Here is a 22683-nt window from a genome sequence, read left to right as displayed (position 1 = left end):
CCACTCCTACGGGTCACGGGTTGATAAGACACCCCCAGGGCAGAATGATGGTGTGATGGGCGGACCGCCAGCCATGACTGTAACCGGCAGGCCATGGCCATGGTGGATTTTACGAATGGTGCAGCCAGGCGTTTACCACCAACAAAACGACCACTCGCCAAGCTGTTGGTTTATTGGTGAGAGCGATGGGATTCGAACCCATGACCTACTGATTAAAAGTCAGTTGCTCTACCAGCTGAGCTACGCTCTCCCTTGTTGCCTCAGGCAAAAAAAGCGCCCTGGCTGGAAGTGCGCGGAACATAGGCAGGCGACCTGATGCGGTCAACCGAAAAATCTTCCTTTTGGCCATGTTAGGCACATTTCTTGCCGGAGCGCGAAAAGGTGATTGGCAATCGGCTGGTCGCGGCGCTACGACATCGACCTGATTGCAGCCGGAGAGAATGCGTGTCGATTGCCGATATTTCCCTGTTGAGTGCCCTGCTTGCGGGCGCCCTCTCCTTCCTCTCTCCGTGCGTGCTTCCCCTCGTTCCGCCCTATCTCTGCTATATGGCCGGCATTTCCGTCGAACAGTTCCGGGGCGGCAATACTGTCGCTGTCGCGCCTGATATACGCCGCGGCGTGCTCTTTTCGGCGCTGTTCTTCACGCTCGGATTCGCAACGGTCTTCGTCGCACTTGGCGCCGGCGCCTCCAGCATCGGAATGCTGCTGCGCCAGCACCTCGACCTTCTGGCGAAGATCGGCGGGCTTATCATCATCGTCATGGGACTGAATTTCCTCGGCGTCTTCCGAATCGGGCTGCTGGCCCGCGAGGCGCGTTTCCAGAGCGGCGGCAAGCCGGCGACGCTGACGGGCGCCTATATCATGGGCCTTGCCTTTGCCTTCGGCTGGACGCCGTGCATCGGGCCGGTGCTGGGCGCGATCCTTGGTGTCGCGGCGTCGCGCGAAACTGTCGGCTCCGGCGCAGGCCTGCTCGCCGTCTATTCGCTCGGGCTTGCGGTTCCCTTCTGGATCGCCGCTGGCTTCTCCGGCGCTTTCATGAACTTCCTGACGCGTTTCCGCCGGCATCTCGGCACCGTCGAAAAGGCTATGGGGGCGTTTCTCGTGCTGACGGGGCTGGCATTCATGTTCGGCTTTGTTAGTCAAGCCGCGATCTGGTTCCAGGAGACCTTTCCAATCTTGATGCAGATCGGTTAATCCGAAAGCACTTCGCTTCGCACTGCAACATTATTGGACGGTCCAGTGACCGACATCATCAGCCTGCTCCTGCCCTTCTTCGGCCTGATCCTCATCGGCTATATTGCGGCCAAGGTGACCAAACAGCCCGCCGAGGCGTTGGGCTGGCTCAATACCTTCATCATCTATGCCGCCCTGCCCGCGCTGTTCTTCAAGCTCGTGTCGCGCACACCGGTCGAAGACCTCACCAGGATCGATTTCATCGCGACCGATCTCGCGGCTACCTATTTCATCTTCGTCCTCATCTACATCGTCGGCCGCCGGATCAGAAAGAACCGGATGGATGAGTCGACGATCCAGGCATTCGCCGGAGCGTATGGCAATATCGGCTACATGGGGCCCGGGCTGGCGCTGCTCGCTTTCGGCGAAAGCGCCGCCGTCCCGGTCGCGCTGATCGTCTGCGTGGAAAATGCTATGCATTTCATTGTCGCCCCGGCGATAATGGCGGCAGCGGGCGACGACCAGCGTCCACGCGGGCAGATCGCCGCCGACATCGTCAGGAAGGTTTCCCTGCATCCCTTCATTCTTTCGACTGCTGCCGGATTTCTTGCCGCCGTGCTGCACTTCGACCAGCCTCCGGCGCTCCGGCAGCTCGTCGACTATCTGGCGCAGGCGGCGGCGCCCTGCGCTCTCTTTGCGATGGGTGTAACGCTGGCGCTCAGGCCGCTGAAACGCGTTCCGGCGGAAATCGGCTACATCGTTCCGGCGAAGCTGATCGTCCATCCGCTCGTGGTTTATTCGGCGCTGACGCTCGTCGGCGGGTTCGAGCCGGTCTGGATCTATGCCGCGATGCTGCTCGCCTCGCTGCCGACGGCAACGAATGTCTTCGTCATCGGCCAGCAATACCATGTCTGGCAAGAGCGCGCCTCCGCGACGATCCTGATCACGACGGCGCTTTCCGTCATGACGGTGTCGCTGTTCCTGATCGCGATCAAGTCAGGCTTTCTTCCGGCGTAGCTTTTCCCGGAACGCAGCCGGAATATCGCGGAAGCCGCGGCCGGGCTCGATGCCCTCCCGCATGACGATGCCGCGAAGCGGAGGGATCGCCGATAGGAAATGGAGACCGGCGGCGCGCAGCATCTGCACCGGCAGGAAATCCGACAGCAGCGACCGGTTGAGGAGATCGACGCTGAGCGTCCGGCTCATGATATCGGCGCGGCGCTTGCGGTCGAACCGGTCGCCCGAATCAGCCGGGACGGGCAGTTCGGCCCGGTCGCAGAGAATATCCGTCAGCGCCATGATGTCGCGCAGGCTGAGGTTCATGCCTTGTGCGCCGATCGGCGGGAAGACGTGCGCGGCTTCGCCGATCAGCGCCATCCGCCGCTTGCCGAAACGATGCGCCATCATGCCTGAAAGCGGCCAGACCTGAACCCCTTCCTCGACGCTCACCTTGCCGAGCATCGACTGCATTCGCTCCTCGACCGCGCGGCTCAGATCCTCAAGCGGCAAGTCCGCCTTCGCGGCGGCTTCCTGTGGGTCCTGAACCCAGACGAGGCTCGACCGGTTACCCGGCAGCGGCACTTGCGTGAAGGGCCCATGCTCGGTGTGAAACTCGGTAGAGGTATTCTCATGCGGCAGGGCGTGGCTGAAATTCAGCACCACGGCCGATTGCGGGTAGGACCAATTGCGAACACCGATGCCGCCCGTCTCGCGGAGCTTCGAGTTGCGGCCGTCGGCGCCGACGGCAAAATCAGCCGGAACGGTCTCGGCGTCTGCCAGTGTAATGGAAATGGCGTCTTCGCCGACATCGATGCTTTCGGCAAAGGCGGTGAAGCGGGTGATATTGCCTTCGGCAGCTGCGGCGGCCTCGAGCACCCGGCCCAGCGCCCTGTTGGAGAGGTTATAGCCGAAAGCATTGAGGTCTACTTCAGCCGCCCGGAAGGTCGTGGTCGGCGCGCGCAGCAGTCGGTTCGTACCGTCGACAATACGCATGCTGGTGAGCGGTGTTGCCTCGGGCCGCAGCTTGTCCCATAGCGCAAGACGATCGAGGAAGCGGATCGATTGATCCATCAGCGCCGTCGTGCGCCGGTCTTCCTGTGGTGAAGGCGGGGCAATCAGCGCCACGTTGCGGCCGCCGCGGGCAAGCGCGACCGCGGCCACCATCCCGGCGAGACCGCCGCCGATCACCGCCACTTCGAAATGTTTCATTGCATCGCTTCCGTCATCAGATGACGGCGAGCCGGCCTCACGCGGCCGGCTTCGCCTGACGGCGCCAACTATAGCCCTTGCCAGCCTCGGCGTCACGCACAGCCGGCTGATAATGATGCGGAATTCCCGGCAGGCGGTTTTCGGCCAGCCGCTTCAGCGCAGTCTCGTTCGTGACGGCAAAACTGTCGACGCCGACGCGCAACATCAGCGGGATTTGGTCGATCAGAATGTCGCCCACGGCGCGCAGCTCATTGGTGTAGCCCAGCCGCTGGCGGAGCAGCGAGGCGTGGCTGAAGGCACGCCCGTCGTTGAACGCCGGGAACGCGACCGCAACGATCTCGAGGCGATAGAGGTATGGCTCAAGCCTGCGCACGTCGTCGGCCGGCTTGATCAGTACGCCGAGGCCAACATCATTGCTCGCCTCGGCCTTCGCGATCAGCTCGTCGAGGCTAAGCAGCGGCTGCTGGTCGCCGGTGGCCTTGACTTCGTCCGTTTCGATCACCCACGGATCGTTGGCGACAAAACCCGTTTCTCTCCAGATCTTCGTCATCGTCGTCTCCTCAAGCCGCTTCCGCAGCCGCACCATAGAGCGCATCCTTGAAGGGCTGCGGTCCGACGCGGCGATAGGCGGCTAGGAAGGTTTCCGATGGGCTCTGGCGGAGCCCGAGATAGGTGTCGACGATCGTTTCGATCGCGTCGGTGACCCGATCCGGCGCGAAACCGCGGCCGATGATTTCGCCGATCGAGGTGTGCTCATCACCGGAACCGCCAAGCGTGATCTGGTAAAGTTCGGCACCCTTCTTTTCGACGCCAAGCAGGCCGATATGGCCGACGTGGTGATGCCCGCAAGCATTGATGCAGCCGGAGATCTTGATCTTCAGCTCACCGATCTCAGCCTGACGCTCGGGCGAGCCGAAACGCCTGGAGATTTCCTGTGCGACGGGAATCGAACGCGCATTGGCGAGCGCGCAATAGTCCAGCCCCGGACAGGCAATGATATCGGTGATGAGGCCGGCATTGGCTTCGGCAAGACCGATGCCGACCAGGCCGCGATAGACGGCCTCAAGATCGGCAAGCGCCACATGCGGCAGGATTAGGTTCTGTTCGTGGCTGACGCGGATCTCGTCGAAGGCATATTCCTCGGCAAGATCGGCAATCGCATCCATCTGGGAATCAGACGCGTCGCCAGGGATGCCGCCGATCGGCTTCAACGAGATCGTCACCATGCCGTAGTCGGGGTTCTTGTGCGGGGCGACATTCTGCTGCACCCAACGGGCGAAAGCGGGGTCGGCCTTCTTCCAGCGGGCAAGGTTCTCCCAGCCCTCGGCGCGTTCGGGAAGCGCGGGCGGTGCAAAGTAGGCCGCGATCGCCTGAACGTCTGTTTCCGGCAGCTTCAGCTCGGTATCCTTCAACTGCGCGAACTCGGCCTCAACCTGACGCGCCAGTTCCTCGGCGCCGGTTTCGTGGACCAGGATCTTGATGCGAGCCTTGTACTTGTTGTCGCGGCGGCCGTGCAGATTGTAAACGCGCACGATCGCGGTCGTGTAGGACAGCAGGTCCTCTTCCGGCAGGAAATCGCGGATCAGCTTGGCAACCATCGGCGTACGGCCTTGGCCACCGCCGACATATACGGCAAAACCGAGCTCGCCCTTGTCGTTCTTCTTCAGGTGCAGGCCGATGTCATGAACCTGGATCGCGGCGCGGTCACGCTCGGCACCCGTGACGGCAATCTTGAACTTGCGCGGCAGGTAGGAGAATTCAGGATGCACCGACGACCACTGGCGCAGGATCTCCGCATAGGGCCGCGGGTCGGCGACCTCGTCGGCAGCAGCGCCGGCAAAATGGTCGGCAGTGACGTTGCGAATGCAGTTGCCGGACGTCTGCAGCGCATGCATCTCGACGGTCGCGAGATCGGCCAAGGCATCCGGAATCTCGGAAAGCTTCGGCCAGTTGAACTGCAGGTTCTGGCGGGTCGTGAAATGGCCGTAGCCGCGATCATAGGTGCGGGCGATGTGGGCAAGCATCCGCAGCTGGCGCGAGCTCAGTGTGCCGTAGGGGATGGCGATGCGCAGCATGTAGGCATGAAGCTGCAGATAGACGCCGTTCATCAGGCGCAGCGGCTTGAATGCGTCCTCGGCGAGCTCACCGGAAAGACGGCGCTCAACCTGATCGCGGAATTGCGCAACACGCTCGGTGACAAAGGCGTGGTCAAATTCGTCGTAACGGTACATCGGCTTCCTCAGACTGCGATGAATTCGGGATCGGCCGGCTTGTAACCCGGCGCATATTCCATGGTGGGACCCTGGGCGCGGATGCGCTCACGAAGGCGGAGCGGCCAGAGCACGCCGGTGGTCTCCTGGACTTCGACGACGGCCACATCAACGACCTTGTTGTCCGCGTAGGATTTCTTGCCGATCTCTTCCAGAGCGGCCTCGGCCTCGGCGTGCCGGGCGACCAGCGCCTCCTGCAGCGATGTCACCCATTCGCCCCCGGCGTTCAGCCATACGGCTACGCCGTCCGTCAGCCTGTTGGCGGTCAGAACCTTGTCGACCATCTTTAGCTCCTTGCAAATTCCGCCGCCGTCGCCGCATGGCGCACGAGCGGTTCGGACAGTTCGAAATTGGCGCCTGCAACCGCATCGCCGATAATGACCATGACGGGGCCCGTCAACTCGTCACGATGCTGCAGGTCGGGAAGATCGCGCAGAATGCCATGCAGCAGACGGCGATCGCGACGGCTGGCATTTTCGATGACGGCAACGGTGGTCTCAGCCGGAATGCCCGCCGTCATCAGCCGTTCGGCAACGGACGCGGCAACGGTGCGGCCCATATAGACGGCAATCGTTGCACCGGACACGGCAAGGCTTGCCCAATCGGGCAATACGTCGCCAGTCAGGTCATGGCCGGTCGTGAAGACCAGCGAGGATGCAACACCGCGCAAGGTCAGCGGCAGCTCGAAATCGGCCGCCGCAGCAAATGCCGACGTGATGCCCGGAACAACCTCATAGGCAATACCGGCGGCTCGCAGCGCCGCCATTTCCTCGCCCGCACGGCCATAGATCAGCGGATCGCCGGACTTCAGGCGCACGACACGCTTGCCTTCGCGGCCAAGCTGGACCAGCAGATCGTTGATCTCTTCCTGCGACTTCGAATGGCAGCCCTTGCGCTTGCCGACGGAAAGACGCTCGGCGTCGCGGCGGCCCATGTCGACGATCGTCTGCGGCACCAGAGCATCGAAAACGATGACGTCGGCTTCCATCATCACGCGCTGGGCGCGCAGCGTCAGCAGATCTTCGGCGCCCGGACCGGCGCCGACGAGCCAGACGCGTCCTTCGACTTTACCCGTCGCCTGCAGCAGGTTGCTGGCAGCACGGCGCGCTTCCGGCAGATTGCCGTTGGCGACCGCATCGGCGACAGGGCCGGAGAAGAACCGGCGCCAGAAGACCCGGCGCGAGACGCCGCGCGGAATGAGCTGCTCGACTGTCTTGCGGTAGCTTGTCGCTAACTCGGCGAGACGGCCGAGCGACGGCGCAAGCAACTGATCGATCTGCGCACGAATCATTTGCGCAAGGACCGGACCCGCGCCCTCGGTGCCGATCGCAACCGCGACCGGAGCGCGGTTGACGAGCGCCGGCGTGAAGAAATCGCAGTAATCGGGTTGATCGACGGCATTGGCGGGAATTCTGGCAGCGCGCGCTGCATCGACGATGGCGCGGTCCGCAGCCGTATCGCCAGTCGCGGCAAAAACGAGTGTGGCACCTTCGACCTGCTCCGGCGAGAACGAAGCCCTGACGGTCTCGATGCGGTTTGCAATCAGGAACGCGTGGTAATCCGCCTCCGGGCGATCGGCATAGGCAACGATCCGCGCCTGCGTGTTCATGAGCAGGCGCACCTTCGCAAAGGCCTCGTCCCCGTTACCGAAAACGGCTGCTGCGCGACCTTCCACACGGAAGAAGGCGGGAAACACCGATAGTTGTTCGCTCTTGGAAGGCATTATCATTCCACTTCGAAGTTGCGCCAATATGCCCGTAAGGGGCAAGACGTTGAAGAAACAGAAATTCGAAAGCCTACGCTGACCGCGTATTCTTTTGCCTGCATGCCACGGATTTGAGAAAAGTCGCCCGAGCGACGCCGTTGTCGCTGCACTGCAATATAAAGCTTGTGGTCAAAAACGTCCACCTGGCATTTCGGCATTTTTCTTCGAGGCCGGGCGGGATAGAGTTTGGGCAGAAGGAGAAAGCCATGCCGTCAAAAACGATCGCGCCGCGCCTGCTCGACGTGATGGAACAGGATATCCTGCAGATGACTGAGCTTGGCGTCGCCTCGGGCAACAAGGTCTTCGGGGCCGCGATCCTGCGCAAATCCGATCTTTCGCTCGTCGTGGCGGAAACCAACAACGAGCTCGAGAACCCTCTCTGGCATGGCGAAGTGCATACGCTGAAGCGATTCTACGAACTGAACGACAAGCCGCCAACCAGGGATCTGATCTTCCTGTCGACGCACGAACCGTGCACCATGTGCATGTCGGCAATCACCTGGGCCGGCTTCGACAATTTCTATTACTTCTTCAGCCATGAAGATTCGCGCGACAGCTTCGCCATCCCGCACGATCTCAAGATTCTGAAAGAGGTCTTCGGCCTTGAGCCAGGCGGCTACCGGCGGCAGAATGCCTTCTGGAGCAGCTTTGCCATTGCCGACCTTGTCGAAACCGAAGAGCCTGACTTAAAAGAAAGCCTCAAGGCACAGACTGCCCGCATCAGGGCACGCTACGATGCCCTGTCGAATACCTATCAAGCGTCGAAAAACGCCAACGAGATCCCACTGAACTGAGCCATCATGGAAGCTTCCAAAGACATTTCGCGCCTGATCGAGATCATGGCGGCCCTGCGCGATCCCGAGGCCGGCTGCCCCTGGGACGTCGTCCAGACCTTCGAGACCATTAAGCCCTACACGATCGAGGAAGCCTACGAGGTTTCCGACGCGATCGAACGCAACGACATGGACGATCTCTGCGAGGAACTCGGCGACCTGCTGCTGCAGGTGGTCTTCCACGCGCGCATGGCCGAGGAGGCCGGCGAATTTTCCTTCGGTGACGTCGTCGAAGCCATCACCCGCAAGATGATCCGGCGCCACCCGCATGTCTTTGCGCGATCCGATGCCGATACGCCGGAACTTGTGAAGAAGCAGTGGGACGACATCAAGCAGGCAGAGAAACGCGAGCGCGCGGAGCGGCGGGCAAAGCGCGGCCTCTCCGAGGATTTCAAAGCAGGTTTTCTCGGTTCCGTGCAGCGCAGCTTTCCGGCGCTCACCGAAGCGCTGAAACTGCAGGAACGCGCTGCAACGGTGGGCTTCGACTGGTCCGCGCCGGAACCGATCCTCGACAAGATCGAGGAGGAAATCCAAGAGCTGCGCGCGGCGCTGAAGGATGGCGATCAGGCGAAGGTCAGCGACGAGCTCGGCGACTTGATCTTCGCCATCGCCAATATCGGCCGGCATGTCAAAGCTGATCCCGAGCAGGCGCTTCGCGGCACGAATACGAAATTCCGACGCAGGTTCAATCACATCGAGACGACTCTTGAAGCAGAAGGCGAAATGCTGGAAGCCGCATCGCTGGAGCGGATGGAGGAGATCTGGCAGGCGGCCAAGGCGATCGAGCGGCAAATCGGCTAGCGTCGGTCCTTATCGACCTCATCACGCTCGGTCGAAGGCTTGTCGCGCCCGCCGCGGTGCTGCCGACAACAAAGAGATCGGGAGCGTGACATGGAGGAGAGACCGACCGGGCTCGGCGCCCGCCTTACCCGGAGCACAGCGCTATTCATAATCTTCCTGGCGGCGCTGATATTTGCCTGCTCTGGCACGTTCGACTACTGGCAAGCCTGGGTCTACCTCGCAAACTTCACGGTCTGGACCGGCGCCATCGGCGCATATCTCGCGAAGTACAACCCCAGGCTTGCCGAACGGCGGCTGAACTCCGGGCCAGCTTCGGAGCAGCAGCCGGCGCAGAAGCGTATTCAGGCATTCAACAGCGTCGCGATGCTGGCTCTCTATGCGGCTTCCGGATTGCAGCATCGCTTCGCGGGCTCTTCCATGCCGATCGTGCTCGTCATCGCCGGAAATCTTCTAACCGCTCTCGGTTTTGTGGGCTGCCTGTTCGTCTTTCGGCAGAATTCCTTCGCCTCGGCTACAATCGGCATCGCGAAGGGTCAGACCGTCGTAACGAATGGTCTCTACGGCATCGTGCGGCACCCGATGTACACGGCCGGCCTGTTGATTTTCCTCGGCGCGCCACTCAGCCTCGGATCATGGTGGGGACTGATCGTGGTGCCGTTCCTGCTAGGTGGGCTGGTGACGCGGTTGCTGGACGAAGAGAAGTACCTGTCCGCCGATCTTTCTGGATACGGCGCCTATTGCGAACGGGTCAGATACAGGCTCGTCCCACTCGTCTACTGACGGCGGCCTACCGTTCCCAATCCTCACGCGGCGGCTTGGGTCCGTGGCCCATCCGCCTTTCCAGCTCCGCGGCCTCGGATTCCGAAAGTCGAAGGTCCAGCGTAACAGTGCCGTCTTCATTGTCTTCGCGGCCGTCAACGATCGCATGCTCGTAGAGCCATGGCAGCAGCGCCAGTTTGTCCACCGGCAGCCGGATCGTCGTCTCGGTCATGACACCGGAAAGCCGTTTGCTGATTTCCTGCATCAGGCCATCGATACCTTCGCCGCTGATCGCCGAAACGGCGACGACGTTCTCTGCGCCCGTGGCCCTCTGGACCATCGCGTCGTGCGTTTCCGGTTCCAGGCGATCGATCTTGTTCCAGACTTCGATGATGCGTTTGGCGCCCTCGGCCTCGTCGATGCCGAGGTCGTTCAGGATGCGCAGGACGTCCGCGCTCTGCGCCTGATTGTCGGCATCCGACATATCACGCACATGGAGGATCAGATCGGCCTCCAGCACCTCTTCGAGCGTCGCGCGGAAAGCGGCGACAAGATGCGTCGGCAGATCAGAGATGAAGCCGACGGTGTCGGACAGGATGACGGTGCGGCCATGCGGCAGCTTCATGCGGCGAAGCGTGGGATCGAGCGTGGCAAAGAGCATGTCTTCCGCCAGAACCCCTGCCCCCGTAATCCGATTGAAGAGCGTCGATTTGCCGGCGTTGGTATAGCCGACCAGCGCCACGATCGGATGCGGCACCTTCTTGCGCTTGGCCCGGTGAAGCTGGCGTGTGCGCACGACCTGCTCCAGCTCGCGCTCCAGTTTGATAATTCGATCCTGCAGCAGACGACGGTCGGCTTCGATCTGCGTTTCGCCGGGGCCGCCCATGAAACCGCCGCCGCCGCGCTGGCGTTCAAGGTGGGTCCAGCTGCGGACCAGACGGCCCTTTTGATAATTCAGATGCGCAAGATCGACCTGCAGCGTGCCTTCCTTCGTGGAGGCGCGCCGGCCGAAGATTTCAAGAATGAGGCCCGTCCGGTCGATGACCTTGGCGTTCCATTCCTTTTCCAGATTGCGCTGCTGTACCGGCGTCAGCGGGTGATCGACGATCACCAGGCCGGAATCATTCGCATCCAGCTGCGCCTTGATCTCCTCGATCTTGCCGGTGCCGAGCAGCGTTGCCGGGCGCGGATCGGCGATCGGCACGATGAAGCCGCTAACGACATCAAGATCGATTGCTTCCGCAAGACCCGTCGCTTCCTCGACGCGGCTCTCCGGCGAGCGGGTCGCGGCGCCATCAAGGGGCGCGGCCTTGCCCCGCGCCTGCTTTAGTACAGGAACGACGACGGTCGCTCGCATGTCATCCCGAAGTTTCTGATGCTCCGGGATGATCGAATCATTCTTGGTATCACGTGTCGAAATGACGGCTGATCCTGTTAGGACGCTGCTTCTTCGCTCTCGAACATCTGCATCGGCTGGCCCGGCATGATCGTCGAGATCGCATGCTTATACACGAGTTGCGAATGCCCGTCACGGCGAAGTAGAACGCAGAAATTGTCGAAAGAAGTGACAACGCCCGTGAGCTTTACACCATTAATCAAAAAAATTGTGAGAGAAATCTTTTGTTTGCGAACAGTATTGAGAAATAAGTCCTGCAGATTCTGAGAACGTTCCGCCATCGCGCCGCTTCTTTCTTTATTGCCGGCTTGATCGTGCCGGTGAATATTGATCAACATCTCCTGCAAGGCGGCTGGTAACCCTCATCCCTTCCGCCTAGCAAATCTTGGTATCAAATCGCAATCTTTTCCGCAACGTCGAAAAAGGCTTCGCGGATATTCTGCGAGATCGTGCCAGGATGGCCGTTGGCAATGGTGCTTCCGTCGACGGAAACCACGGGAAAACAAATGCTTGTGGCGGCCGTAACAAAAACTTCCCGCGCCGCAAGCATTTCCGCAACCGTAAAGTTGCGCTCGGCGATTCGGAGGCCGAGCTTCGCCCCGACATCCATCAGCGTCGTGCGTGTGATGCCGCGCAGGATGCCATGCTCGGCCGGCCGCGTGATCAGCGTGCCGTCCGCATCGACGATCCAGACGTTGGTCGCAGCCCCCTCTGTCACCAAGCCGTCGGCATCGACATAGATCGCCTCCTGAGCGCCGGCTTCCTTCGCCTGCTGCCGGGCCATGGCATTGGAAAGAAGGCCGACGGTCTTGATGTCGACCCGATCCCAGCGATTCTCGGGAACGGTGATTGCCCTGATGCCGTTTGCATTCTTCTTTGCAATGACCGACGGATCGGTGCTCTTGGCTGTGATGACCAATGAGGGCTTGGTGCCTTCGGCCGGAAAAACATGGTCACGGCGGGCGACGCCGCGCGTCACCTGCATATAGAACAGGCCGTTCCGCACCTTGTTCCGCCGCGCCGTTTCGCGAATGACATGGATCATCGCCTCGCGGCTCATCGGCCAGGCGATGCGCAACTCGCCAAGCGAGCGGTTCAACCGGTCAAGATGGCGGGTCATGTCGACGATGTAGCCGTGGCGTATCTCGCAAACCTCGTAGACGCCGTCGGCAAACTGGTAGCCCCGGTCTTCGATGTGCACCGCTGCGTCGGCGTGCGGTACGTAGCGACCATTGACGTAGGAAATTCTCGGCATGGGAAACCTGATTGTGAGGCAATGGACGAGGGGACCGGCGCAATATATCCGCGCCGGCAGCAGTCAGACGCCGAGCGATTTCAGCTTGCGGTGGAGCGCGGAGCGTTCCATGCCGACGAATTCCGCTGTGCGCGAAATGTTGCCGCCGAAACGGTTGATCTGCGCGATCAGGTAATCCTTTTCGAACATCTCGCGGGCTTCACGCAGCGGAAGGGTCATGATGTGGTAATCATTCTTGGTGGAGACCTTCGGCAGCATATCGCCGAGGTCCGTCGGCAGCATGTCGGCAGTGATCGGCGCGTCCGGACCATCCGAGCGCGCGAGGATCATCAGACGCTCGATATTGTTGCGCAGCTGGCGGATATTGCCCGGCCAGTCATGTGCCTGCAGCACCGCCATCGCATCGTCACCGATACGACGCAGACGAATGCCCGCCTGCTCGGAAATCTGACGCATCAATTGATCGACGAGGAAGGGGATGTCCTCGCGCCGCTCCGCCAGCGCGGGAACGCGAACGGGAACGACCGCAAGGCGGTGGTAGAGATCTTCGCGGAACCAGCCTTCGGCAATCCGGCTTTCGAGATTGTAAGCCGTCGACGAGATGATGCGGACGTCCACCTTGACGCGCTTCGAACCGCCAACACGCTCGAACTGCTGGTCAACGAGCACCCGCAGGATCTTGTTCTGCGTCTCGCGCGGCATTTCGCCGACTTCATCAAGGTAAAGGATGCCGCGATGGGCCTCTTCCAGCGCTCCGACCTTGCGCGCCTGACCGGGCGAGCCTTCCGTGCCGAAAAGCGCGATTTCCATGCGATCAGGCGTGATATTCGCAGCGTTCAGCGCAACGAATGGCCCGTTGGCGCGCGCCGACTTCTTATGGATCATGCGCGCCACCAGCTCCTTGCCGGAGCCGGATGCGCCGGAAATCATAATGCGGCTATTGGTCGGCGAGACTTTCTCGATCGTCTGGCGAAGCTGCGAAACGGCAACCGAAGTACCGATCAGTTCAACCGCATCGCCGGCCCGGCGCTTCAGCTCGGACACTTCGCGCTTCAGCTTCAAGTTTTCCAGCGCGCGTTCAGCGATCAGGATGAGGCGGTCAGCCTTGAACGGCTTTTCAATGAAATCGAAGGCGCCGCGCTTTATCGCGGAAACAGCCGTCTCGATATTGCCGTGGCCCGAAATCATCACGACTGGGATATCCGGATGACGGACCTTGATCTCGTCCAGCAAGGAAAGACCATCGAGCTTGCTGCCCTGCATCCAGATATCGAGAAAGATCAGCCGCGGCGCGCGATCGGAAATCGCGGCGAGCGCGCTGTCGCTATCGTGCGCAGTCCGTGTCTCGTGTCCTTCATCCGAGAGAATGCCGGAGACGATCTCGCGGATATCGTGCTCATCATCGACGACGAGAATATCAGAGGCCATAAACACTTTCCTTGTCACTTGATGCCGGGGTCGTCGGGGTCTGGTCGATGCGCGGCAGATGCACGCGGATCATGGCTCCCCTTCCCTGGTCGAAATCTGCGGGCGCGTCGTGCAGTTCCAGCTGCCCGCCGTGCTCTTCAATGATCTTCTTAACGATCGCGAGCCCGAGCCCGGTGCCCTTGTCGCGCATGGTCATATACGGCTCCAGGATGCTGTGCCTGTTCTCCACCGGCAGGCCGCGGCCATTGTCGATGACGTCGACCGTGAACCGGTCCCGTCCCTCATCCAGCGACGCCCGCACCAGAACCTTGCGCTCCTCGCGTTCTCCGCTCGGCACGGCGTCAATCGCTTCGACCGAATTCTTGATCAGGTTTCCGAAGGCCTGGCCCAGCATGCGGCTGTCGAACAGCCCCTTCAGCGGCTGGTCGCCGAATTCCTGAAGGAAGGTCACATGGGCATTGCCCATCTCACGCAGGAAGACGGCATCACGCAGGATCTCGCGAAGGTCGCTCGGCTCTTTCGTCGGCTTGGGCATGCGCGCAAACGCGGAGAACTCATCGACCATCCGGCCGATATCGCCGACCTGCCTGATGATCGTGTCGGTGCATTGGTCGAAGACGGTGCGGTCGTCCTGATTGATCTGCTTTCCGTAGCGGCGCTGGATGCGTTCGGCGGAGAGCTGGATCGGCGTCAGGGGATTCTTGATCTCGTGGGCAATGCGTCTCGCCACGTCGCCCCATGCCGTCGAGCGCTGCGCAATCACGAGATCGGTGATGTCGTCGAGCGTTATGACGTAGGAATCTCTCGTGTCTCGAACTTCCTCGCGGGTAACCTGCACGCTGAGCGTCCGCACCGTTCCGCCGCGTACAAGCGCAATCTGCTTGCGGAAGTCACCGCGATAGCGCGACGCTGCCTCCGTGAGAACCTGATCGACCTCGGGCGCAATTTCATTCAGCTGCTTACCGAGCATGTCGGGCGCAGACAGCGTCATCAGCGTCTCGGCGGAGCTATTGACGATCGTGATCCGGCGGTCGCTCGCGACACCGATCACCGCCGCGGTCACACCCGACAGAACAGCCTCGATAAAGCGGCGGCGATCGTCGACCTCGTCCTTTGCCTCCAGAATCTCATCACGCTGCGTGCGGATTTCCGAGATCATCTTGTTGAATGTGCGGGACAGGCTGGCAACGTCGCCGTCAACCGCATGCACCGGCACGACAATGTCCATATTGCCGGAGGCCACGCTGTCAGCAGCGGTGATCAGCAAGCGGATCGGGCGAACGATCCGGTCGGCAACGGCGATGGCCGTCCAGATAGCCGCGAGCAGAACGATCAAGGCAAAGCCGATATAGAGAACAGCGAATGCGATCTGTAGGGAAACGCGTCCCGCCTCCATCGAGCGGTATTCCGTCGCATTCTCCTCCATCATGCGCATCGCGCCCATGACCTTCGGGTCGACGGCACGCACAGTGTAGAGGAACGCGCTCGGAATCTGTTCCAGCTTGATAATGGCGCCGACGAGATTGGTCACGCCCGGCGGAATGAGGGTCGGCTGTCCTGCCGCGGCTTTTTGCAGTGCATCCGGGGGAATTGCCGGCAAGGGCTTTTCGGTCTTGATATCCGCCTGAACGATGACCGCGCCGTCACTCTCGACGAGGAACGCCCCAAGCAGGCCGCGGCCGCGCGCCTGGCGCGTCATCAGGTCCGCAAAGCCCGTGCGGTCGAGATTGTAGAGAACTCTGTTGCGTTCCAGGTCGTTAGCCATGGAAATCGTCTGGCCCTGCAGATAGCTGGCGTTCTCCATCATGTAGGCCTGACCGATATTGCGGGAGGAACTGACGATGGATTGGGTGCGCAGCGCAAACCAGCGATCGAGGCCGGCGTTCAGCGTGATACTGGCGAAGATCGCCACCAGAATCGCCGGGGTGATGGCGACGAGCGAGAACAGGACGACGATACGGATATGAAGACGGGCCGCCGCACGGCCGCGCGAGCGGGCTTTCAGCAGCCGCACAACTTCGCGCCCGATCAGCGCGATCAGCCCCAGGACGAAGAAGGAGTTCACCACGACGGAGGTGATGACGACGCGGGTGGTCGGGTCGATCGGTGTCACGCCGAGCAGGATGAAGAGTGTCAGCGTCGCGCAAAGCAACGCGCCGCCGGCCAGGACGAGACCAGGCAAAGCAAACAGCGCCCGGCGATCGGTGACGGTCGAAACCGTATCGCTATCTGCCGCAGGCGGTGCCGCATCCCGCTTCATCAAGTCGTCACTCCAAGCGGCACAGGCCGCCATCCCAGGATTCAATCGAGCGGTTCTGGATCGCTATGCAAAGCTCCGGCATGCCTCAACATTCCAGCGAAATTCCGCCGAACAACGAGCGCCGCCATCAAAGGCTTCGAAGCACTGCGATTCCAATCCCCATGCGTGGCCTTTAAGCAACGCATTGTGGCGAAAATGCAACGCACGCTGCTGGGTTGTCAAGCTGTACGGGAGCTCCGGTAAACAGAGACACCGAGTTCCCGGATCTTCTTGCGCAAGGTATTGCGATTGAGGCCGAGCAGGTCTGCCGCTTTGATCTGGTTGCCGCGTGTGGCAGTCAATGCCGCAAGAATGAGCGGATACTCCATCTCGGTCAGAACCCTGTCGTAAAGCCCGGAAGGCGGCAGATTCTCGCCGAAACTTGCGAAATAGGTCCGCATGTTTTCCTCCACGGCCTGCGCGATCGTCATCGATCCCGCACGGATCGGGCTCTTGTCGATCGGGCTGTCCGGGACGTCGGACCGAAGCTCGGATTCAATGATTTCGCGGGTGATCACATCCTGTGGATAAAGTGCGACAAGGCGGCGGATGAGGTTCTCCAACTCGCGGACATTGCCCGGCCAGGCATAGGCCTTCATCAGTTCGATAGCTTCCTGGTCGAAGCGCTTGGTGCCAAGCCCTTCCTTCTCCGCCTGCTGGATGAAGTGCCGGACGAGATCGGGAATATCCTCCGCGCGGTCGCGCAACGGCGGCAGCCGCAACGGAACGACATTCAAACGATAGTAGAGATCCTCGCGGAACAGACCCTGGTTGATGGCCTGCTTCAGATCCTTGTTGGTCGCCGCGACAATGCGAACGTCCGTGCGGATCGGCGTACGCCCGCCGACGGTCGTATATTCACCCTGCTGCAATACGCGCAAAAGGCGGGTCTGTGCATCCATCGGCATGTCGCCGATTTCGTCGAGGAACAGCGTGCCGCCCTCGGCCTGTTCGAAGCGGCCGGTGGACCGGGTCTGGGCGCCGGTGAAGGCACCCTTTTCGTGACCGAACAGCTCGGATTCGATCAGGTCGCGAGGGATTGCCGCCATGTTGATGGCGACAAACGGACCGTTGCGGCGCTTGCCGTAGTCGTGCAAGGCGCGTGCCACGAGCTCCTTGCCGGTACCCGATTCACCCGTGATCATCAGCGTCAGGTCCGTCTGCATCAGGCGTGCGAGAACGCGATAGATTTCCTGCATGGCCGCCGAGCGGCCGACAAGCGGCATGCCGTCCTGCATGTCCTCATCGAGCTTGGCCGGCTTCTTCTTCGGTTCGGCAAGCGCCCGGCCGATGATGCCGATGAGCTCCGTGAGATCGAAGGGCTTCGGAAGATAGTCGTAGGCCCCCTTCTCGGACGCCTTGATGGCGGTCATGAAGGTGTTCTGCGCGCTCATGACGAGAACCGGCAGTTCGGGGCGCGCCTTCTTGATTCTCGGCAACAGGTCGAAGGCATTCTCGTCGGGCATCACGACGTCGGTCACGACAAGATCGCCTTCTCCTGCAGACACCCAACGCCAGAGAGTGGCAGCGTTGGAGGTGATGCGGACATCATAACCCGCACGGCTGAGCGCCTGATTGAGCACGGTACGGATGGCCGCGTCATCATCTGCGACGAGGATCGTTGCTGTCATCGAGAAGTTCCTGTGGGGTTTGCCGCGTCTTCGGCCGAGGCATCCTTCGATGCCGGCATGAGGACGCGGAACGTCGTCTTGTTGTTCTGGCTGTCGCATTCGATGATGCCGCCGTGATCGCCGATGATCTTGGCGACGAGCGCAAGACCAAGTCCGCTGCCATTCGTTTTCGTCGTGATGAACGGATCAAACAGATGCGGCAGCAAGTCGGTAGGAACGCCAGGCCCGTTGTCCTGCACGCAGAACTCCAGCGGCAGCGAGATCTTTTCCCGGGTTCCGGCGACGGACAGACGGATGCCGGGGCGATAAGCGGTCGTCAGCAGGATTTCCCCGTCCTGCCGGTCTCCGACCGCTTCGGCTGCGTTTTTGACGAGGTTCAGGAAGACCTGCACAAGCTGATCACGGTTGGCGTAAACAGCGGGGAGCGACGGATCGTAGCTCTCGGTGATGCGGATATGCCGAGCAAACCCGGCCTTTGCCACCGCCTTCACATGATCGAGTACGGAATGGATATTGACCGGCACCCGATCGACCGGCCGTTCGTCGGAGAACACTTCCATCCGATCCACCAGCGATACGATGCGATCGGTCTCGTCGCAGATGAGCCTCGTCAGCGAGCGGTCGTCATCGACGACCGATTGCTCGAGAAGTTGCGCTGCGCCTCGAATGCCGGAGAGCGGGTTCTTGATCTCGTGTGCGAGCATCGAGGCGAGCCCCGTCACGGATCGCGCGGCTGCCCGATGCGTCAACTGGCGGTCGATCTTGTCGGCCATCGAGCGCTCCTGGAAGACGATGACGACAGATCCCGGCTCGCTGACCAGCGGCGCGACATAGAGGTCGACCAGCTTGTCCTGGCCAAGACGGGGCGAGCTCAGGTCGACGCGATATTCGTTGACCGGCGCCTTGCGTTCACGCACCTGATCGATCAAGGCCAGCAGCGGGCTGCCGAACGGGATAAACGTGGAGATCTTGTAGCGCGCGAGGTGCGATGCACTGGCGCCAAAAAACGCTTCGGCCTCCCAGTTGGCGAAGGCGATCAAGCCCGCCGCGTCGACCATCACGACCGGGTTTTGAATTGCGTTGAGCACCGCCATCGCGACGGCTCCGCCGGTCTGATCGGCTTGGCCCTTGTCCGTCATGCCGCCTCCCGGCTTTCTGAAAGCTCCAACCCGCCCGCCAGTGCGTCGCGCAGGCGCGCGATAACGTCTCCAGGCATTTGCGAGGTCATGATTGCCGCCTTCTCTGCTGCCGCTAGCGACGGCGCGAAACGCTCGAGGTACCAGCCAAGATGCTTGCGCGCGTGGCGGATCGCCGTTGCGGCTCCGTAAAAGTCCAGCATCATCTCGTAGTGCTCGACGACAATGTCGGGAATTGCGCTTGCCGCGGGACCGGCTTCGCCTGCCAGCGCGCCTGCCTGCCATGGGCGCCCCTGGCACCCCCGGCCGATCATGACTGCATCGGCGCCCGAGCGGTGAAGGATCTCCTCAGCGTCGTCATGCGTCTCGACATCGCCATTTGCGATCAGCGGTATCGAAATCACATCGCGAACGGCGCGGATCGCATTCCAGTCCGCCTTGCCCTCGTAGAACTGCATACGGGTTCGGCCATGGATGGTGATTAGTTTCACGCCTGCATCTTCTGCGCGTTTGGCGATGTCAGGGGCGTTGAGCGAATTTTCGTCCCAGCCGAGCCGCATCTTCAGCGTGACCGGGATATCGACCGCTTTCACCGTTGCCTCGATAAGGCCCAGCGCATGATCGGGATCGCGCATCAGCGCCGAGCCGGAATAGCCGCCGATCACCTTCTTGGCGGGGCAGCCCATGTTGATGTCGATGATGTCGGCGCCGCTGCCAGCGGCAATCTTTGCAGCCTCCGCCATCCAATGCGCCTCGCGCCCTGCAAGCTGCACCATATGCGGCTTGAAGCCGGCCGCCTTCAGACGCGACCAGGATTCGGCCGTGTTGTTCACTAGCTCCCGGCTTGCTACCATCTCGGTCACCACGAGACCGGCGCCATAACGCCAGGCGAGTTGGCGGAAAGGCATGTCGGTGACGCCGGACATCGGTGCCAGCGCAACGCGGTTGCGCACGGAGACATTTCCGATCTGCAAGGGCGCGGCAAGGTTGATGGAATGCAATTGATTATCTTTCAGGCACACAATGTTACTGCACGATTTTTAGCCATACTCAACGCTCTTGCCAAGGGGCTTCCGTAACAATTGATATTTTTCGGGCAGATGCTGGAAAGCGGACCGCCGAGGCGATAGAGCTGAAAGCCGCCTTCTGCATATTTTAGGGAATTATGCCGCAGATGCACTCGAAGCAACCAATATCAGCCGGAATTGTCATTGTCGCCGCCGGGCGTGGCGAGCGGGCGGGCGCGCCTGAAGAAGGCCCGAAGCAATACCGCATGGTCGGCGGAAAGCCGATTATCACCCATACGCTTGAAAACTTCATGACATGGGAACATGCGGCTCAAATCGTCGTCGTCATCCATCCCGACGACGAGGCGCTCTTTGCAAAGGCATTCCGGCAAATCCTTTCTGCCACGCCGATCGAAACCGTTCACGGCGGGGCAACCCGACAGCAGTCGGTTCTTGCTGGATTGAGGCATCTGAAAAACAAGGGCATCACCCACGTGCTCGTTCATGATGCCGTTCGGCCGTTCTTCGATCACCTGCTTCTCGACCGCATAGCCGATGCGCTGGCCGAGGGTGCACCGGCGGTGCTGCCTGCAATGCCCGTTGCCGACACGCTGAAACGCGCCGACCGCGCCGGCACGGTCCTGGAAACTGTCTCGCGTGCGCAGCTCTTTGCCGCCCAGACGCCGCAATCCTTTGCCTTTGACGCCATCCTCGACGCCCATGAAAAGGCAAGCGAGATCGGCCGCACGGATTTCACTGACGATGCTTCCATTGCCGAATGGGCAGGCATTCCGGTCACGATCGTCGAAGGAGCTGCCGACAACGTGAAACTGACGGTCAAGCGGGATATCGCTTTGGCCGACGACAGGCTTTCGTCGCCGCTGCTGCCGGATGTGCGCACCGGCAATGGCTATGACGTCCACCAGCTGGAGCCCGGCGACGGCGTCATACTTTGCGGGGTTTTCATTCCGCATGATCAGCGGCTCAAGGGCCATTCGGATGCGGACGTCGCCCTGCATGCCCTGACCGATGCGCTGCTGGCCACCTGCGGCGCCGGCGATATCGGCGATCATTTTCCGCCATCAGACCCGCAGTGGAAGGGCGCTGCGTCCCGCATATTCCTCGAACATGCGGCAACAATCGTTCGGGATAACGGCGGAACGATCATGAATGCCGATATCTCGCTGATAGTCGAAGCGCCGAAAATCGGTCCGCACCGTCAGGCCATGCGCGCCAATCTTTCCGAATTTCTCCGAATCTCGATCGATCGCTGCTCGGTGAAGGCGACAACGAACGAGAAGATCGGCTTTGTCGGCCGTCGCGAAGGCATCGCGGCGATCGCAACGGCAACAGTCGTTTATCGCGGAGCCAAAGGATGAGCATCTTCACGGACGACATCCTTTCGCTCGCGGAGAAGATTGTTCGCGATTTCACAGCCGCGAAGAAAATGCTCGCCACGGCCGAATCCTGCACCGGCGGATTGATCGCCGGGGCGCTGACGGAAATCTCCGGTTCCTCGGCGGTCGTCGATCGCGGCTTCGTCACCTACACCAATACGGCGAAGATCGAGCTGCTCGGCGTCCAGGAACGGACGCTCGAAGGCTTCGGCGCCGTCTCCGAACAGACCGCGCGGCAGATGGTGCATGGCGCCCTCTTCCGCTCTCGCGCCGATTTCGCCGTCGCCGTGACGGGTATTGCCGGACCGAGCGGCGGCACGCCGGAAAAGCCGGTGGGACTGGTTCATCTGGCTGCCAAGTCGCGCAGCGGCGCACTCATCCATCGAAAAATGCTCTACGGCAATATCGGCCGGGACAAGGTCCGTCTTGCCACCGTCCTGACCGCGCTCGAAATGTTGATCGACCTCCAAGAAAACCACGCATAGTCAGGGGCTTGAAAGAATGCGCGCCGGCGCCAATTCTTCAGTGGAGCCACACTTGAGGGATCACGTCGATGAAGTATCTGGCTGCATTGGGAGTTGCTTTAAGCTTGGGCTGCATATCCGCGGCCGAATCGCCTTCGAATTACGAAACATATTTCGGGCAGGTCCGCGTCGACTCTGACCCGGTCGTGCTCGCGCACTACAACCGGGCGCTTCCATATTGCCAGTACGAAGCATCGTCCTGGTGGAGAGGTTCGCCGTATCCGTATAGCCTTTATTACAATGCGGCGTTGAGGAGTTGCCTGTCTCGGCGGGGCTTTATCGACAGAGGGGCATATGCCTATCCGGCATATCGCTACTACCCCGATCGGTAATTGCGCCGTCTGACCTACCGGTAGATCGCTTCGGCTCGTTTTTCGAACGCCTCTGAGAACATTCGGAACGCGCGGTCGAACATCGAGCCCATCAGCGCGCCCAAAACACGGCTTTTGAACTCGTAGTCGATGAAGAAGTGGATCGTGCAGCCGTCGCCGGGGACATCCTCGAAGCGCCAGCGGTTGTCGAGATATCGGAATGGCCCGTCGATGTATTTGACGTCGATGAGCTGCTCCGCCTTGTTGAGCAAGACCTGCGTCGTGAAGGTCTCGCGGATCGCCTTGTAGCCGACCGTCATATCGGCAATCAGCAAGATCCTCCCATCGCGCTCCTTGCGGCTGCGGATGCTCAAGGCTTCACAGAGCGGCAAGAATTCCGGATAGCGTTCTACGTCGGCAACAAGATCGAACATTTGCTCGGCAGAGTGCGGAACGCGGTGGTGGGTTTCGAATTGCGGCATGAAGGGCA

The 22683-nt window shown here is 61.1% G+C and carries 22 protein-coding genes and 1 tRNA gene; 8 read left to right on the top strand and 15 right to left on the bottom strand.

Annotated elements, in window-relative coordinates:
• Positions 1–174: 174 nt before the first annotated feature.
• Positions 175–250 (bottom strand) — tRNA-Lys (locus ACPYOJ_RS04620).
• Between the two features lie 194 nt (positions 251–444).
• Between ACPYOJ_RS04620 and ACPYOJ_RS04615 the strand changes: the two genes are divergently transcribed.
• Both ACPYOJ_RS04615 and ACPYOJ_RS04610 read left to right on the top strand, forming a co-directional pair.
• A complete protein-coding gene (locus tag ACPYOJ_RS04615) occupies positions 445–1194 on the top strand; it encodes a cytochrome c biogenesis CcdA family protein (protein WP_481415193.1) in 750 nt (249 codons plus the stop codon).
• 45 nt (positions 1195–1239) lie between these two features.
• Positions 1240–2190, top strand: coding sequence for an AEC family transporter (locus tag ACPYOJ_RS04610; protein WP_481415192.1), 951 nt, complete (start codon positions 1240–1242; stop codon positions 2188–2190).
• Here the strand turns inward: ACPYOJ_RS04610 and ACPYOJ_RS04605 are convergent.
• The 5 genes from ACPYOJ_RS04605 to cysG are packed head-to-tail and all read right to left on the bottom strand — an operon-like array spanning position 2170 to position 7374.
• Complete coding sequence (locus tag ACPYOJ_RS04605) at positions 2170–3381, bottom strand: UbiH/UbiF family hydroxylase (RefSeq protein WP_481415191.1); 1212 nt, start codon at positions 3379–3381, stop codon at positions 2170–2172. The genes ACPYOJ_RS04610 and ACPYOJ_RS04605 overlap by 21 nt on opposite strands.
• Before the next feature lie 37 nt (positions 3382–3418).
• Positions 3419–3931 (bottom strand): DUF934 domain-containing protein, encoded by a 513-nt coding sequence (locus tag ACPYOJ_RS04600; protein ID WP_481415190.1) that lies wholly within the window; start codon positions 3929–3931, stop codon positions 3419–3421.
• 10 nt (positions 3932–3941) lie between these two features.
• On the bottom strand, positions 3942–5612 hold the full coding sequence (locus ACPYOJ_RS04595; protein WP_481415189.1) for a nitrite/sulfite reductase: 1671 nt from the start codon (positions 5610–5612) through the stop codon (positions 3942–3944).
• A gap of 8 nt (positions 5613–5620) precedes the next feature.
• Positions 5621–5935 (bottom strand): DUF2849 domain-containing protein, encoded by a 315-nt coding sequence (locus tag ACPYOJ_RS04590; RefSeq protein ID WP_481415188.1) that lies wholly within the window; start codon positions 5933–5935, stop codon positions 5621–5623.
• A 2-nt stretch (positions 5936–5937) separates the two neighbouring features.
• Complete coding sequence (gene cysG / locus ACPYOJ_RS04585) at positions 5938–7374, bottom strand: siroheme synthase CysG (RefSeq protein ID WP_481415187.1); 1437 nt, start codon at positions 7372–7374, stop codon at positions 5938–5940.
• A gap of 248 nt (positions 7375–7622) precedes the next feature.
• On the opposite strand from cysG, the gene ACPYOJ_RS04580 reads away from it, so the two are divergent.
• The 3 genes from ACPYOJ_RS04580 (at position 7623) to ACPYOJ_RS04570 (ending at position 9830) form a co-directional block, all read left to right on the top strand.
• Positions 7623–8210: a deaminase gene (locus ACPYOJ_RS04580; protein WP_481415186.1), complete on the top strand. Its 588-nt coding sequence runs from the start codon at positions 7623–7625 to the stop codon at positions 8208–8210.
• A 6-nt stretch (positions 8211–8216) separates the two neighbouring features.
• Positions 8217–9050: a nucleoside triphosphate pyrophosphohydrolase gene (mazG, locus tag ACPYOJ_RS04575; RefSeq protein ID WP_481415185.1), complete on the top strand. Its 834-nt coding sequence runs from the start codon at positions 8217–8219 to the stop codon at positions 9048–9050.
• Positions 9051–9140: 90 nt separating this feature from the next.
• Positions 9141–9830, top strand: a complete 690-nt coding sequence (locus ACPYOJ_RS04570) for a methyltransferase family protein (protein WP_481415184.1) — start codon at positions 9141–9143, stop codon at positions 9828–9830.
• A 7-nt stretch (positions 9831–9837) separates the two neighbouring features.
• Here ACPYOJ_RS04570 and hflX read toward each other — a convergent pair whose 3' ends face one another.
• The 8 genes from hflX to dusB form a co-directional block, all read right to left on the bottom strand.
• The gene (gene hflX / locus ACPYOJ_RS04565; RefSeq protein ID WP_481415183.1) at positions 9838–11166 is read right to left on the bottom strand and encodes a GTPase HflX; all 1329 of its coding nucleotides are present in this window, start codon (positions 11164–11166) and stop codon (positions 9838–9840) included.
• Between the two features lie 77 nt (positions 11167–11243).
• Positions 11244–11486 carry an RNA chaperone Hfq gene (gene hfq / locus ACPYOJ_RS04560; protein WP_003539403.1) on the bottom strand — a complete coding sequence of 81 codons (243 nt, stop codon included), beginning with the start codon at positions 11484–11486 and terminating at the stop codon, positions 11244–11246.
• Between the two features lie 110 nt (positions 11487–11596).
• Positions 11597–12460, bottom strand: a complete 864-nt coding sequence (locus tag ACPYOJ_RS04555) for a D-amino-acid transaminase (RefSeq protein WP_481415182.1) — start codon at positions 12458–12460, stop codon at positions 11597–11599.
• Between the two features lie 63 nt (positions 12461–12523).
• The gene (gene ntrX / locus ACPYOJ_RS04550) at positions 12524–13888 is read right to left on the bottom strand and encodes a nitrogen assimilation response regulator NtrX (RefSeq protein WP_481415181.1); all 1365 of its coding nucleotides are present in this window, start codon (positions 13886–13888) and stop codon (positions 12524–12526) included.
• On the bottom strand, positions 13878–16148 hold the full coding sequence (locus tag ACPYOJ_RS04545) for a sensor histidine kinase NtrY-like (protein ID WP_481415180.1): 2271 nt from the start codon (positions 16146–16148) through the stop codon (positions 13878–13880). Before ACPYOJ_RS04545 ends, ntrX begins: the two co-directional genes overlap by 11 nt.
• Positions 16149–16366: 218 nt before the next feature.
• Positions 16367–17818 carry a nitrogen regulation protein NR(I) gene (gene ntrC, locus ACPYOJ_RS04540; RefSeq protein ID WP_168832779.1) on the bottom strand — a complete coding sequence of 484 codons (1452 nt, stop codon included), beginning with the start codon at positions 17816–17818 and terminating at the stop codon, positions 16367–16369.
• A complete protein-coding gene (locus tag ACPYOJ_RS04535; RefSeq protein ID WP_481415179.1) occupies positions 17815–18957 on the bottom strand; it encodes a two-component system sensor histidine kinase NtrB in 1143 nt (380 codons plus the stop codon). The genes ntrC and ACPYOJ_RS04535 overlap by 4 nt, the downstream gene beginning before the upstream one ends.
• Positions 18954–19976, bottom strand: coding sequence for a tRNA dihydrouridine synthase DusB (gene dusB / locus ACPYOJ_RS04530; RefSeq protein ID WP_481415178.1), 1023 nt, complete (start codon positions 19974–19976; stop codon positions 18954–18956). The genes ACPYOJ_RS04535 and dusB overlap by 4 nt, the downstream gene beginning before the upstream one ends.
• A gap of 143 nt (positions 19977–20119) precedes the next feature.
• On the opposite strand from dusB, the gene ACPYOJ_RS04525 reads away from it, so the two are divergent.
• The 3 genes from ACPYOJ_RS04525 (at position 20120) to ACPYOJ_RS04515 (ending at position 22214) form a co-directional block, all read left to right on the top strand.
• Positions 20120–21340: a bifunctional 2-C-methyl-D-erythritol 4-phosphate cytidylyltransferase/2-C-methyl-D-erythritol 2,4-cyclodiphosphate synthase gene (locus tag ACPYOJ_RS04525; protein WP_481415177.1), complete on the top strand. Its 1221-nt coding sequence runs from the start codon at positions 20120–20122 to the stop codon at positions 21338–21340.
• Positions 21337–21843, top strand: coding sequence for a CinA family protein (locus tag ACPYOJ_RS04520; protein WP_481415176.1), 507 nt, complete (start codon positions 21337–21339; stop codon positions 21841–21843). The genes ACPYOJ_RS04525 and ACPYOJ_RS04520 overlap by 4 nt, the downstream gene beginning before the upstream one ends.
• Before the next feature lie 68 nt (positions 21844–21911).
• Entirely contained in the window at positions 21912–22214 is a 303-nt protein-coding gene (locus ACPYOJ_RS04515) for a hypothetical protein (protein ID WP_481415175.1), read from the top strand.
• A 14-nt stretch (positions 22215–22228) separates the two neighbouring features.
• Here the strand turns inward: ACPYOJ_RS04515 and ACPYOJ_RS04510 are convergent, their stop codons facing one another.
• A complete protein-coding gene (locus ACPYOJ_RS04510; RefSeq protein ID WP_481415174.1) occupies positions 22229–22675 on the bottom strand; it encodes a type II toxin-antitoxin system RatA family toxin in 447 nt (148 codons plus the stop codon).
• Positions 22676–22683: the final 8 nt, after the last annotated feature.

It is taken from the genome of Rhizobium sp. SVR5-9E, from assembly GCF_056755095.1.
This window is presented reverse-complemented; position numbering and strand designations above follow the sequence as displayed.